General features: G+C 67.7%; 14 protein-coding genes. 7 read left to right on the forward strand and 7 right to left on the reverse strand.

The genetic code is table 11. The annotated features are described in order from the left end of the window. Positions 1-67: 67 nt before the first annotated feature. Complete coding sequence (locus DI624_RS04345) at positions 68-733, reverse strand: glycine zipper 2TM domain-containing protein (protein WP_291536246.1); 666 nt, start codon at positions 731-733, stop codon at positions 68-70. Positions 734-933: 200 nt separating this feature from the next. Between DI624_RS04345 and DI624_RS04350 the strand changes: the two genes are divergently transcribed. Next, complete coding sequence (locus DI624_RS04350) at positions 934-2,175, forward strand: class I SAM-dependent RNA methyltransferase (protein WP_291536247.1); 1,242 nt, start codon at positions 934-936, stop codon at positions 2,173-2,175. An 8-nt stretch (positions 2,176-2,183) separates the two neighbouring features. After that, positions 2,184-2,597 carry a hypothetical protein gene (locus tag DI624_RS04355; RefSeq protein WP_291536248.1) on the forward strand — a complete coding sequence of 138 codons (414 nt, stop codon included), beginning with the start codon at positions 2,184-2,186 and terminating at the stop codon, positions 2,595-2,597. Here the strand turns inward: DI624_RS04355 and DI624_RS04360 are convergent. The 3 genes from DI624_RS04360 to DI624_RS04370 all read right to left on the reverse strand — a co-directional run bounded on the left by DI624_RS04360 (position 2,594) and on the right by DI624_RS04370 (position 6,115). After that, positions 2,594-3,427: a S9 family peptidase gene (locus DI624_RS04360; RefSeq protein ID WP_291536249.1), complete on the reverse strand. Its 834-nt coding sequence runs from the start codon at positions 3,425-3,427 to the stop codon at positions 2,594-2,596. The two genes, DI624_RS04355 and DI624_RS04360, sit on opposite strands and share 4 nt — an antisense overlap. A gap of 46 nt (positions 3,428-3,473) precedes the next feature. After that, a complete protein-coding gene (locus DI624_RS04365; protein WP_291536250.1) occupies positions 3,474-4,571 on the reverse strand; it encodes a PA0069 family radical SAM protein in 1,098 nt (365 codons plus the stop codon). 65 nt (positions 4,572-4,636) lie between these two features. Then, positions 4,637-6,115, reverse strand: a complete 1,479-nt coding sequence (locus DI624_RS04370; RefSeq protein ID WP_291536252.1) for a serine hydrolase — start codon at positions 6,113-6,115, stop codon at positions 4,637-4,639. Positions 6,116-6,425: 310 nt separating this feature from the next. Here DI624_RS04370 and DI624_RS04375 point away from each other — a divergent pair, with 310 nt between their 5' ends. From DI624_RS04375 to clpA, 3 genes are all read left to right on the forward strand, one after another. Beyond that, positions 6,426-6,917, forward strand: coding sequence for a phasin family protein (locus tag DI624_RS04375; protein WP_291536254.1), 492 nt, complete (start codon positions 6,426-6,428; stop codon positions 6,915-6,917). Between the two features lie 169 nt (positions 6,918-7,086). After that, positions 7,087-7,416, forward strand: coding sequence for an ATP-dependent Clp protease adapter ClpS (clpS, locus tag DI624_RS04380; protein ID WP_017504641.1), 330 nt, complete (start codon positions 7,087-7,089; stop codon positions 7,414-7,416). A gap of 13 nt (positions 7,417-7,429) precedes the next feature. Beyond that, positions 7,430-9,733 carry an ATP-dependent Clp protease ATP-binding subunit ClpA gene (gene clpA, locus DI624_RS04385; protein ID WP_291536258.1) on the forward strand — a complete coding sequence of 768 codons (2,304 nt, stop codon included), beginning with the start codon at positions 7,430-7,432 and terminating at the stop codon, positions 9,731-9,733. A 237-nt stretch (positions 9,734-9,970) separates the two neighbouring features. Here the strand turns inward: clpA and DI624_RS04390 are convergent, their stop codons facing one another. Beyond that, a complete protein-coding gene (locus DI624_RS04390) occupies positions 9,971-11,122 on the reverse strand; it encodes a GNAT family N-acetyltransferase (protein ID WP_291536259.1) in 1,152 nt (383 codons plus the stop codon). A 146-nt stretch (positions 11,123-11,268) separates the two neighbouring features. Then, the gene (locus tag DI624_RS04395) at positions 11,269-11,727 is read right to left on the reverse strand and encodes a RidA family protein (protein WP_291536260.1); all 459 of its coding nucleotides are present in this window, start codon (positions 11,725-11,727) and stop codon (positions 11,269-11,271) included. 123 nt (positions 11,728-11,850) lie between these two features. Between DI624_RS04395 and DI624_RS04400 the strand changes: the two genes are divergently transcribed. Next, complete coding sequence (locus DI624_RS04400; RefSeq protein WP_291536261.1) at positions 11,851-12,741, forward strand: hypothetical protein; 891 nt, start codon at positions 11,851-11,853, stop codon at positions 12,739-12,741. Between the two features lie 91 nt (positions 12,742-12,832). Beyond that, complete coding sequence (locus tag DI624_RS04405) at positions 12,833-13,126, forward strand: hypothetical protein (RefSeq protein WP_291536262.1); 294 nt, start codon at positions 12,833-12,835, stop codon at positions 13,124-13,126. Here the strand turns inward: DI624_RS04405 and DI624_RS04410 are convergent. Next, entirely contained in the window at positions 13,123-13,863 is a 741-nt protein-coding gene (locus tag DI624_RS04410; protein ID WP_291536263.1) for a polysaccharide deacetylase family protein, read from the reverse strand. The genes DI624_RS04405 and DI624_RS04410 overlap by 4 nt on opposite strands. Positions 13,864-13,865 lie beyond the last annotated feature (2 nt).

Raw genomic sequence — 13,865 nt, forward strand, 5'->3', positions numbered from 1 at the left:
TGAGAACCGCCGGAGGTCTCCCTCCGGCGGCTCCCGTCACGTCGTCGATCGACAGGGGGCCTGAAAATTAATCGACGACGCGATAGCGGCCGTACTGGTCGGGGCAGGTGCGGACATAGCGGGTGTCCGTGCGACCATCGGGCAGACGGATCTGGCTCTCGGCCAGGCGGCATCCGTCGGAATTGCGATAGGATTCGACCGGGCGCGAGCGGTCGTCGTAATAGCCGCCGCCGTCATAGGCGTAGTCGGCGCGACGGTCGTAGTCGTCGTAGCGATAGCCCTGATCGCCGGTGTAACGATCGTCGTAATAGCCATAGGTCGGCTGGCTGTAGCCCTGGTTGTAGTAACCGCCGGAGCCATAGCGGCTCTGATAGGTTCGGCAGGCGTCGGAACTGGAACGGCCGACCTGGGATCCGACCACGGCGCCCAGCACGCCGCCCAGGATGCTGCCCTCGGTGCGGCGGCCGCGCGCGGCCAGCTGCGAGCCGATGACGGCCCCCGCGCCGCCGCCGATCACGGCCCCGGCCCCGGTGCGTCCCTGACGCTCTCTCGCGCAGGGATCGTAGGACGGATAGCCGCGACCGTAGTCGTAGGACGGGCCATAGGCGCCGGTGCCGTAGTTCTGGCTATAGCCATAGCCGTAATAGTTCTGAGCCGACGCCGCCATCGGGGCGACGGTCACGCCGACGGCCAGGGCGGCCGCGGCGGCGAGCGAAGACTTGGAGAGACGCATTTTTCAACCCTTCCGAGGACCGAACGATTTCCGTCAACCTCAACGGCAAGCCTCGTGTCTCGTTGCAGTCCGATTTAAGACAGCGAAGCTGAACGGCGTTTGAGCGCCTTGTTCATCTTCGTTCATCTCCCAGGCGAGTGACGACCGGCCGCCGCCGCCGCGGCTTGAGCGGGCTTCCCACGGCGGCTAGAAGCCCGGCGATGGAGACTTTCACGATCGACCGCGTGGGCGGCCAGGGCGACGGCGTCGCCCGCACCCCGTCCGGGCCGGTGTTCGCCAGCCTGACCTTGCCGGGCGAGACGGTGCGGGGTCAGGTGGTCGACGGGCGGCTGGAAGGCGTCGAAATCGTCGTCCCGAGCCCCGATCGGATCGCGCCGGTCTCGCCGCAATATGGCGACTGCGGGGGCTGTTCGCTGCAACATTGGGCCGAGAGGCCCTATCTGGGCTGGAAACGCGAACAGGTTCGACTGGCCCTGGCGCGCGAGCGGATCGAGACCGAGGTGGAGGCGACCGTGGCCACGCCGCCGGGCGGGCGGCGCCGCGTGGCGCTTCATGCGCGTCGCAACGCCGACGGCCGCGTCGTCCTGGGGTTCAAGGCGCGGCGGTCCTGGCGGTTGGTGGCGGTGACGGCCTGTCCCGTCGCCGATCCGCGCATCGTCCAGGCCATCCCGGCCCTGACCCAGGTGGCCGCCGCCTTCTTCGAACATCCGAAGTCCGCCCCGACGCTGCATGTCACCTGGACCCTGGCGGGGCTGGACGTGGATGTGACGGGGGTGGAGCGGCGCTCGGGCGGCGGGCTGTCGGCGGACGCCCGGACCCAGGCGGTCCAGGCCGCCTATCGCGCCGACCTGGCGCGTCTCAGCCTTGCGGGCGAGACCCTGGTCATGGCGCGCCAGCCCACGGTGGCGTTCGGCCCGGCGACCGTCGCCCTGCCGGCCGGCGGCTTCCTGCAGGCCGCGCCCCAGGCGGAGGCGGCCATGACGGCGCGCGCCGTTGCGGCGGTGAAGGGCGCCCGCAAGATCGCCGACCTGTTCTGCGGCGCGGGGACCTTCACCTTTCCGCTGGCGACCGTCGCCCCGGTGATCGCCGCCGATGCGTCCAAGGCCGGCATCGACGCCCTGAGGTCCGTCGGCTCCGCTAAGGGCATGAAGGCGATCACGGCCGAGGCGCGCGACCTGTTCCGTCGTCCGATGACGCCCTACGATCTGAAGGGTTGCGACGCCATCGTGTTCGACCCGCCCCGCGCCGGCGCCGTCGAGCAGACGGCCCAGATCGCCGCGACCAAGGCTGCGGTCGTGGTGGGGGTGTCCTGCAACCCCCAGACCTTCGCGCGCGACGCCCGCGTGCTGATCGACGCCGGGTTCCGGCTTGAGACCGTCACCCCGATCGACCAGTTCCTGTGGTCCGCCCACGTCGAACTGGTCGGCGTGTTCAGGCGATAGGAACGACGATGACCGACACGAGCGATGCCTTCGACCCCGAGGACGGCGGCGGGTTCGACGCCGACGACTGGACGCGGCTGAAGCCTTTCGTCGGCGCGGTGGCGACGCTGGACGACGTCCAGGCCCGCCGCGCCATCTTCGCCCTGGGCGACACCGACGATCCGCGTCCCATCGCCATGGACCTGCCCCAGCCGGTGATCTGGTGGGATGAGGATGGCGAACAGGCGGCGGTCGCCGTCCAGGCCGAAAGCCATCTGGGCGCCGACGGCGAAGAGATGGAAATCCTGGGTCTGATCCTGCCGGACGGGGAAGGCGCGGTCGCCCTGCTGGAGGATGTCGATCTGGTCGATGACAGCGATCCGACCTGGCGCGACCTGGTGACCCGGGCCATCGACCCCTCGGCCGCCGGCGATCAAGCCTAGTCCAGGGCGGCCGCGACCCGGGCGACGAAATCGGGCTGATCGGGAATGTCGCCGTGGTCGGCGCGCGGGAAGACCAGTCGCCGCACATCCACGCCGCGTCTCTCCAACGCCTGGGCCAGGATTCGGCTGAGAGCCGGCGGCAGGGTCCGGTCGCGACCGGCCTCCAGGACCACGACCCGCCCCGGATAGCCGTCCAGGGCGGCCGGGATGTCGACGGCCGCCAGGGCGTCGGCCATCCGCACGCGAACCAGGGGCCGCCACAGGCCCAGCATTTCGTCCACCGCGGCGCGGGCGGTCGGGGTCGTGGTCTCCAGCACCAAGGCGTCGGCGCGGATGGCGCGAGCGGCCTCGGCGCAGACCGGGCCGCCCAGCGAATGACCCCAGGCGATCAGGCGGCGGCCTTCCGCATCGGCCAGGGCGCGGGCGCTGGCGGCGACGCTGTCGCCTGCGGCGCGATAGCTGGCGAAATCGGCCCGCCCCGGCGTGTCGCCCGATCCGGGATAGTCGAACATCAGCACATCGCCGAACGGCGCCAGCCTTCCGGCCACGGCCGCGCCATTGACGCTGCGACGAAACAGATTGCCTCCGCAGTACAGGATCAGCGGCGCATCGGACCGCCCCGTCCTGACCCGGGTCGCGGCGACGGCGCCGCCGGAATAGGGCAGGGACAGAACCTCGCCGCCGGGCACGGCCGGTCCGGGGGTCAGAACGATGTTCTCGGCCTTGATCCGCGCGTCGGGGTAAAAGAACTGGCCTTCCGGCACGCTGACGGTCATGCAGCCGGAAACGAGCCCGGCCAGGCAGACGACCGCTAACAGGCGCTTGAACATCGAAATCCCCCGCAAGATGCGGTTGAGCTAACCTCAAGTGGAGGCTTCAGGCAATCCGGCTCGCCGGCTCGCCGGGCGCCGTGTCGAACAGATCCATCTGCGGTCGGGCGTCGGGCGGCACGCGGAACTGGGTCTCGTCCAGCAGGCGATGGGGCGTATCCAGGCCATAGCGCTTGACGGCGGCCTTGAACCGGGCGCCGATCAGTTCGGCGACCGGGCCGGTCCCCTTCATCCGCTGGGACCAGTCGGCGTCATAGTCCTTGCCCCCTCGCGTCTGGCGGATCAGCGACATGACGCGCGCGGCGCGGTCGGGCCGGGCGTCGGCCAGCCATTCGCGAAACAGATCCTTGATTTCCAGCGGCAGGCGCAGGGTGACGTACATGGCCCGCGTCGCTCCCGCCTTGGCGGCCGCTTCCAGAATGGATTCCAGTTCGTGGTCGTTCAGTCCGGGGATGACGGGGGCGAAACCCACGCCGACCGGACAGCCCGCGTCGGCCAGGCGCGAAATGGCCTCCAGCCGTTTCGCGGGCGTGGAGGCGCGCGGCTCCATCGCCCGCGCCAGTCCGCGATCCAGGGTGGTGATGGAGACGAAGGCCGAGGCCAGACCCGCCTGTCCCATAGGCCCCAGTATGTCGGCGTCGCGCCCGATCAGCACCGACTTGGTGATGATGCTGAATGGATGGTTGAAGCGCCGCATCACCTCCAGGATCGACCGGGTCGATCTCAGCTCACGCTCGACCGGCTGATAGGGATCGGTGTTGCCGCCTATGTGGATGCGCCTGCATCGGTATCGGGGTGCGAGGAAGGCCTGTTCCAGCAGATGTGCGGCCTGGGGCTTGAAGAAGATCCGGCTCTCGAAATCCAGGCCCGGGGATAGGCCCATCCAGGCATGGGACGGACGGGCGTAACAGTAGATGCAGCCATGTTCGCAACCTTTGTACGGGTTGATGGAGCGGTCGAATCCGATGTCCGGGCTGTCGTTCCGGGCGATGATCGTGCGGGCGTGTTCCGGCGTGAGGGTAGTGCGCAGGGGAGCGGCCTGGGCGTCGTCGCGCGTCCAGCCGTCGTCGAACGACAGGTGCTGCTCAGGTTCGTAGCGGCCGGTGGCATTCGAACGCGCGCCTCTTCCCTTGGCGGTTTCCATGGGAAGGACGATGTATCATCGGCGGGAACAAATCAAGAACATTTGCTCTGCTCCCTTTGCGTTCGTCAGCCGGGGCTGATCACCATGCAGGTGACGCGCCGCTCGGCCAGCGCCTCGCACGCCGTCTTGGCGCCGGTTTCGGTCATGCCGACGAAGCGCGAGCGGTACCAGTCGCCGGCGGTCTGGACGTTGCGCTCGGCGCTGGCGAACTGGATGCGGAAGCGGCGGTTGAGTTCGGTCAGCCAGTCGTTGGCCACCTTCTCGTCGCGGAAGGCGCCGACCTGGACGGCCCAGCGTCCGGCGGGCGAGCGGGCGACGGTCCGGGCGGGCTCGCGCGCCGGGGGCGGCGTGGCGCGGCGGGGGGTGGTCGAGGGGGCGACCGCCGCATTGGACGGCGCGCCGTTCAGGGAGGCGGTGACGTTGTGGGGCGCGCGGGCCGTGGCGGCGACGCTCCGGCCCGCCGCCTGCGCGGTCGCGGCGGCGCGCTGGCTGGCGGCGCGCTCGGACGGCGCGGGCGCGACTCGGGTCGGCAGGACGGCGGGGGCCGGCGCGGCGGTGTAGGCGACGGCGGTGGAGCCCATGCCCTCGCCATCCTCGTCGTCGCGAAGCGAGGCGTAGGCGACAGGCGCTTCGCCGCCGATGGAATCGCCGCCGACGCCGAAACCGCGCTGTTCGAAGAAGGTCTGGGCCACCTGGATGCGCTCGCCCTGGGCGCGGCGGCGTTCGACCTCGAAGCCGGTGTCCATCAGTTCGGCGACATGGGCGTTGCGGCTGGCGGTGGAGCGTCCGCCCAGGACGATGGTGATCAGACGCCGCCCGTCGCGCACGGCCGAGGCCGCCAGATTGTAGCCCGAGGCGTTGGTGTAGCCGGTCTTCATCCCGTCATAGCCGCGCCCCGTCGGCAGCAGGCCGTTGGTGTTGCGATAGGTGCGGCCGTTATAGGCCCAGTCGTGCAGGCCGAAATAGCTGTAATACTGGGGGAAATCGCGCATGATCGCCCGCGCCAGGATGGCCTGGTCCCGCGCCGAGGTCAGCTGGCGCGCGTCGGGCAGGCCGTTGGCGGTGACATAACGCGTCTGCGTCATGCCCAGCTGTTCGGCCTTCATCGTCATCATATTGGTGAAGCGCGCCTCGGACCCGCCGATATGCTCGCCGATGGCCAGGGCCATGTCGTTGGCCGAACGGACGGCCGTGGCGCGCATGGCGTTGTCCAGGGTGATGGTCTGACCCGCCGCCAGCCCCAATTTCGAAGGCGGCTGCGAGGCGGCCCGCGGCGATATGGTCAGCACGTCGTCCAGCTTCGCCTTGCCCTGCTCCAACGCCTCGAACGTCAGATACAGCGTCATCATCTTGGTCAGGGACGCCGGATAGCGGCGGCTGTCGGCGTGCCGGGCGAACAGCACCTCGCCGGTCGCGGCGTCGACGACGATGGCGGCGTAGCGGCTGCTCTCCTGGGATTGGGCCTCGATCGGTCGAACATTCGCGCCCAGCACCAGGGAGACGGCGAGCAGGGCGAAAAGGCCGCGGCGGAGGAAGGCGATCATGGGCGATACAACCCTTTGGTAATCAAGCCCTTGGCGAGCAGGGTGCGGCAGGCCCCCCGGCCGACGCGACGAAAGGCCTAGCATAGGAACCTCGGGTTTCATGGTGGTTAACCGCCCGTCAACGCGAATTTGAACCGCCTATCGGAGTTATCCTTTCGGCTTGGCGACGATCCGATTGTGCAGCGCACAATGGCATCTTGCATTCATTTCGCACTTGCAGCATATTTCGGGTCTGCGAGGGGTCGCCTCGCTTTCAATTTTCCGCAGCGTTCCATTCCCCGGACGCGCATGCAGGACCGGACAGACGATCATGACCGACGCCGCCGAAACGATGAAGAAGACCGCCGATCAAGCCGCCGCCGCCACCGCCTCGGTCGGCGCCAAGGTCAAGGCTCAGGCCGAGACCCTCCAGGCCGCCGGGACCCAGGCCTTCCGCGAAGGCGTCGACAAGTCGGTCGCCTCGCTGGGCGAACTGAACGCGCAAGGCAAGAAGAACCTGGACGCCATCGTCGAGTCGGCCAGCGTCGCCCAGAAGGGCGCCGAGGCCCTGTCGCAGCAGGCCCTGGGCTTCGCCAAGACGGCTTGGGAAGACGGCGTCGCCGCCTCCAAGGAGCTGTCGACCGCCCGCTCGGTGCAGGAGTTCTTCGAGCTTCAGACCGCCTGGGCCAAGAAGTCCATGGAACGCTATGTCGCCGAACTGACCAAGACCAACGAGATCGTCACGGCTACGGTCAAGGACAGCCTGAAGCCGATCAACGAGCGCGTCACCGCCTCGGTCGAAACCTTCCAGGCCGCCCGCTGAGCCCAGCGACGCCCGCGATAGTCGGAAAGGCCCCGGAGTCCGCTCCGGGGCCTTTTTCGTTCCGCATCCGTGATTTGCCCTTCACGCAATCCGTGACTGGACGCCGCTTCAAATCGGGCCATCATTCCCTATCTGTTAGCCAAGACGACTCCCCGACTACGGAACACGAATGCCCATTCAAAGGCCCGGCGAGACGGGCGGCGGTCAAGGAACCGCCGTCGTCACCGAAACCAAGCCGAAGCTTCAGAAGCCCTCGCTCTATCGGGTGCTGATCCTGAACGACGATTATTCGCCGATGGAATTCGTCGTCTATGTGCTGGAGCGGTTCTTCCAGAAGAGCCGCGAGGAAGCGACCCGCATCATGCTGCATGTGCACCAGCATGGCGTGGGGGTCTGCGGCGTCTTCACCTACGAGGTCGCCGAAACCAAGGTCGCGCAGGTCATCGAAACCGCGCGCCGCCACCAGCACCCTCTGCAATGCACGATGGAAAAGGACTGAGAGGAACCTCCCTATGCCTTCATTTTCCCGTCCTCTCGAAGAAACCCTGCACCGCGCGGTGGGATACGCCAATGCGCGCAGGCACGAATATGCGACGCTGGAGCACCTGCTTCTGGCGCTGATCGACGACCCGGATGCGTCGGGCGTCATGCGCGCCTGCAACGTCGAACTGAATGCGCTCAAGGGCGCCTTGACCCTCTATGTCGACAACGACCTGGCCGCCCTGGCCACGGCGGACGGCGAGGACGCCAAGCCGACGGCCGGTTTCCAGCGCGTGATCCAGCGCGCGGTGATCCACGTCCAGTCGTCGGGCCGCGAGGAAGTGTCCGGGGCGAACGTGCTGGTCGCCATCTTCTCCGAGCGCGAGAGCCACGCCGCCTACTTCCTGCAGGAGCAGGACATGACACGCTACGACGCGGTCAACTTCATCGCCCATGGCATCGCCAAGAAGGCCGGCGCCTCCGAGGCCAAACCGGCCAAGGGCGCCAGCCCGGAAGAGGCTGAGGACCAGTCGGCCGTCAAACAGGGCGGAGAGGCGCTGGAAGCCTATTGCGTCGATCTCAACGAGAAGTCGCGCCAGGGCAAGGTCGATCCCCTCATCGGTCGTCAGGCCGAGGTCGAACGCTCGATCCAGATCTTGTGCCGCCGGACCAAGAACAATCCGCTGCTAGTCGGCGATCCCGGCGTGGGCAAGACCGCCATCGCCGAAGGTCTGGCCCGCAAGATCGTCAAGGGCGAGGTGCCGGACGTCCTGAAGGACGCCACCATATATTCGCTGGACATGGGCGCGCTGCTGGCCGGCACCCGCTATCGCGGCGACTTCGAGGAGCGGCTGAAGCAGGTGGTCAAGGAGTTGGAGAACCACGACAACGCCGTGCTCTTCATCGACGAGATCCACACGGTGATCGGCGCGGGCGCGACCTCGGGCGGGGCGATGGACGCCTCCAACCTGCTGAAGCCGGCTTTGGCCTCGGGTTCGCTGCGCTGCATGGGTTCGACCACCTACAAGGAGTATCGCCAACACTTCGAGAAGGACCGCGCCCTGGTGCGTCGCTTCCAGAAGATCGACGTCAACGAGCCGACGGTCGAGGATACGGTCAAGATCCTGAAGGGTCTGAAGACCTATTACGAGCAGCACCACAAGGTCCGCTACACCGACAGCGCCATCCGCACGGCGGTCGAACTGTCGGCGCGCTATATGACCGACCGGAAACTGCCGGACAAGGCCATCGACGTGATCGACGAGGCGGGGGCGTCGCAGATGCTGCTGACCGAATCCAAGCGCAAGAAGGTCATCGGCCAGAAGGAGGTCGAGGCCGTCATCGCCAAGATGGCGCGCATCCCCGCCAAATCGGTGTCCAAGTCCGACACCGAAAGCCTGCGCGAGTTGGAGACGGACCTGAAACGGGTGGTCTTCGGCCAGGAACAGGCGATCGAACAGGTCTCGGCGGCGATGAAGCTGGCGCGGGCGGGTCTGCGCGACCCCAACAAGCCCATCGGCAGCTTCCTGTTCAGCGGCCCGACCGGCGTCGGCAAGACCGAGGTGGCCAAGCAACTCGCCGCCACATTGGGCATCGAGATGCAGCGGTTCGACATGTCCGAATATATGGAGCGCCATACGGTCAGCCGTCTGATCGGCGCCCCTCCCGGCTATGTCGGCCATGACCAGGGCGGCCTGCTGACCGACGCCGTGGACCAGCATCCGCACGCCGTCATCCTGCTGGACGAGATCGAGAAGGCGCACCCGGACGTCTACAACATCCTGCTGCAGGTGATGGACAACGGCATGCTGACCGACGCGGTCGGCAAGAAGGTCGATTTCAGGAACGTCATCCTGATCATGACCACCAACGCCGGGGCCGCCGACAACGCCCGCGCCTCCATCGGTTTCGGCCGGGGCAAGGTCGAGGGCGAGGACGACAAGGCCATCCAGCGTCTGTTCGCGCCGGAGTTCAGGAACCGCCTGGACGCCATCGTGGCCTTCAAGCCGCTGGGCGCCGAGACGATCCGTTCGGTCGTGACCAAGTTCGTGCTGCAGCTGGAAGCCCAGTTGGCGGACCGCAACATCACCATCGAACTGACCGACGAAGCCGCCGACTGGCTGGCCAAGAACGGCTTCGACGAACTGTACGGCGCGCGTCCCCTGGCGCGGGTCATCCAGGACTCGATCAAGAAGCCCCTGGCCGACGACATCCTGTTCGGCCGCCTGACCCGCGGCGGACACGTCAAGGTCCAGTTGAAGGACGGCAAGATCGACTTCGACATCGCCAGCCCTTCGGGGGCCCCGGCGAAGACTGCGGAGGAAGAGACGGCCTGATCGTCTCGGCGTCGAAAGCAGAAGGCCCGGCTGGAAACAGCCGGGCCTTTTTTTGTCGTGACGCACGTCCCGCGTCAGCGGGGTAGGGGCTTCCTCGAAAGCTCGGTTCATCACAACGAACACGACGGGACACAGCGATCACAACGAAGCCGATCTCGCCGTGTTCATCGTGCCTCGCTGTGGGCGTTGTGATGAACCCTTATGTCGCCCGCTAAAGCGGGATTAGACCGCCAAAGTTCAATGCGAGCCCTGTCTGAAGGGCGACAGTTCGGCGGTCATCTCAGTCCGCTGCTCCTCCACCGCCGGTCTTTCGCTCGCCAGATAGCGGGCGACGGGGTCGCGCAGGGCGGGATCGGCGATGAAGTGGGCGGAATAGACGGGGGAGGGCAGATAGCCGCGCGCGATCTTGTGCTCGCCCTGCGCCCCCGCCTCGACGCGGGACAGTCCGTTCGCGATGGCGAAGTCGATGGCCTGGTAGTAGCACAGTTCGAAATGCAGGAAGGGGACGTCCTCCAGCGTGCCCCACTGGCGGCCATAAAGGGCGTCGCGGCCGATGAAGTTCAGGGCGCCGGCGATGGGCGTCTGATCCCGGAAGGCCATGACCAGGGCGATCCGATCGGCCATGGTCGCGAAGACACGGTTGAAGAAGTCGCGCGTCAGATAGGGGCGGCCCCATTTGCGCGAGCCGGTGTCCATGTAGAAGGCGAAGAAGGCGTCCCAGTGCGCCGGGGTGATCTCGGCGCCGGTCAGGATGCGGATATCCAGGCCCGCCTGGGCGTCGCGCCGCTCGCGCCGGATCGACTTGCGGCGACTGGACGACAGGGCGGCCAAAAAGTCGTCGAAGGTTTTATAGCCGTCGTTTCGCCAGATGAACTGGATGTCTTGGCGCGCCAGCAGGCCCGCCTCGGTCATGGTCGTCCATTCGGCCTGGGTCGGGAAGTTGACGTGCAGGGACGAGACGCCCAGCCGCTCCACCAAGGTCAGGGCTCCCTGCAACAGGGCTTGGCGCACCGTGGCGGCGTCCGCATCGGCATGGTTCAGGAAACGCGGCCCGGTCGCGGGGGTGAAGGGCACAGCCCCCAACAGCTTGGGATAATACCGCCCGCCGGCCCGCTCATAGGCGTCCGCCCAGCTGTGGTCGAAGACGTATTCGCCCTGGCTGTTCCCTTTCAGATAGAGCGGCATGACGCCCAGCACGGCGTTGTCGGCATCCCGAAGCGCCAGATGGCGCGGGGCCCAGCCCTGGCGCGGCGCGGCGCTGCCCGAGGCCTCGCAAGCGTGCAGGAAATCGTAGGAGACGAAAGGGTCGCCGGTGGGCAGCGCGCAGGCGTCCCAGGCCTCGCGGCCGATGTCCGACACAGTGTCGTGGACGGTGATGTGAAAACTCATATCCGCTCATCCCCGCGAAAGCGGGGACCCAGTCCTTTAACGCCCTCGGTGTTTGGGGCGTCGGCATGGCTCAATGGCCACAGACGCGCCCAAAACACTGGGTCCCCGCTTTCGCGGGGATGAACGGAAATCATAAGGGCATCCGATCAGCGGATCTCCACGACGGCGTCCACCTCGACGGCGAAGCCCAGCGGCAGCTTGTAGACGCCGACGGCCGAACGGGCGTGCTTGCCGGCGTCGCCGAAGACCTGGACCATCAGGTCCGAGCAGCCGTTGATCACGGCGGGAATGGCCTCGAAATCCGGGCCGGCTTGGACGAAGCCGCCCAGTTTGACGATGCGGACCACCCGATCCAGGTCGCCGTCGCAGGCGGCCTTGATCTGGGCGATCAGGTTCAGGCCGCACAGGCGGGCGGCGTCCGCAGCCTGTTCCGACGTCACGTTCACGCCGACCGTGCCCTTGATCCCGCCATTGGCGTCGTTGGACAGTTGGCCCGAAATCGTGACCTGATCGCCCGAGCGGACGAAGGAAACATAGCTGGCCACCGGCTTGGCGGGTTCCGGCAGGGTCAGGCCGAGTTCGGCGATGCGGGCTTCGATGCTCATGGCGGCTCCTTGTTCGATCTGGGCGCGGTTTAGCGCGAGGCGCGTGCGGCGTCACCCGCGCTTGCGGCCTTGGCGCGCTTTAAAGGTTCGCCAACCGCATCGTGGCATTGTGCGAACATGGATATGCACCTGACACCCGACGTCGCCGCCTTCCATGCCGTTCTGGCGCGTCTGACGCCCGACGACCGCGCGCGGGTCGAGGCCGCCGCCGGCCCGGCCGCGCAAAAGGCCGCCGAGGGCGCGCCTCACTGGGACTTCGAAATGCCGGCCAAGGCGGTGGACGCCTTCCTGGGCGCGGAGGCGTCCGACGAGGTGCGGCGCGGCCTGATCGCGGCCTGGGCGCTGCAACTGCCCGATCGCGTCGCGGCGATGGCCCTGCCGGCCGAGGTGATGGCCCTCTATCCCTATTGGATAGGTCAGTTGGCCGAGTTCCTGACCCAGCCCCAGAGCGACTATGTCTTCGACCACTGGTCAAAGGACGTGCGCTTCACCCTGGCGCTCAGCGTGCCGGGGGCCAAGAGCCAGGTGATCGACCTGTCATCGCCGGTGGGGCCGGGCCAGATCGTAAAACACGCCCTGAGCGGGCGGGGGATCATGCCGCTGTTTCGCTATCTGGCGGCTGGGGCCAGACGCGAACCGTGGCTGGAGGTGCACACCGAAAGCCGCTGGCTGCGCGGTTTCAACGAGGACGGCTGGAACGAAGCCTGGGCCACGGCGGCGGAACTGTGCCGCGCGCGGCCCGAACTGGCGGGCATGATCGGCTCAAGCTGGTTCTACGATCCGCCACTGACCGAGATCAGCCCCCGCCTGGCCCACCTGCGCCTGAACCCCCTGAAGGGCGGCGCCTTCATGGTCCATCAGGGGCCGGGCGAAATCCACACCCAGCGCGCGGCGACGGCCTCGGCGTCCAGGAAGGCGCTGATCGACGCCGGCGAATACACCGCGCGCTCCTGGCTGATGATCTGGCCTAGGAAGGAATTGATCGCCTGGGCGGATCGGCGCAAGGCGCGCTGACGCCTTCGGTCTGCATCAAGAACACATCGTTTTTCCACGTGCCGTTTCCGTCGATCAGGCGCATTATGGGTGCGGCGTTAGGAGAGCGGACATGACAGGCGTCGCGGCGAGTGGAACGGGCCGGGCGAACCCTTGGCGACTGGCGGGGTGGGGCCTCGTCGCGGCGGTCCTGTTGGCGCCGCTGATCGCCATGCATTTCACCAGCGAGGTGGCCTGGACGGCCACGGACTTCGCCTTCGCCGGCGCATTGCTGGTCGGGGCCGGTCTTCTGTTGGAACTGACCCTGTGGAAAGTGCGGGGCTTGGGCGGGCGATTGGTGGTTGGCGGACTGGTCGTGGCCGCCGTCCTGCTGATCTGGGCGGACGGCGCGGTGGGCCTGTTCTAGGCCGTCGCCATCCGCCACGCCGCCGCGACCGGCTGGATGGCCAGCCCCGCCGCCTTGGCCAGTCGGATCACGCGGTCGATGTCCTCGGGCCTGCAGCCATAGGGGGTGGGGGCGTCGCCGACGTCGTGGCCATAGGCGATCAGCCAGCCTTTCGACGCCGCCGCATCGGCCATCAGTTTTTCGAGGTCGTAGCCGGGCAGGCGGCGGCTCTCCAGGCCCACGGCCTGCAGCAGGTTGCGGTCTGCCCGGCCGCCGTTGACGCCGTCGCGCACGCCCCGCCCGCACAGGAAGCGTCGCTCGATCACCCGCTTGGCGCCCAGCGCGCAGTCGCCGAACGGATAGGCGAAGGTCTCCATCCGATAGCCCTCCAGCCGCTCGGCCACCCAGGCGGCGTTCCTGGCCAGGCTGGCGTCGAGTTCGTCCGGCGACAGGGTCAGGGTCGAAACGTGTTCGTAGGTGTGGCAGCCGACCTCGTGCCCGGCCTCGTGCAGGGCCTGCAGATGTTCGACCTCGAACTGCGGCAGGTCCAGGTTGCGACCGCCCGCCAGGCCGCCGCAGACATAATAGGTCGCCTTGACCCCATGTTCGGCCAGGATCGGCCCGGCCTCGGTCCAGGCCGAGGCGGGGATGTCGTCGAAGGACAGGCTGAACACGCCCTTCGGCGGCTGGATCGCGACGGGGCGGACATCCAGATAGCGGCCGGCGCGGCGGCGCATCTTGTCGACGAAGGCGTTCATGG

This window comes from Brevundimonas sp. (genome assembly GCF_003248455.1).
In the GTDB taxonomy this organism is placed as follows: domain Bacteria; phylum Pseudomonadota; class Alphaproteobacteria; order Caulobacterales; family Caulobacteraceae; genus Brevundimonas.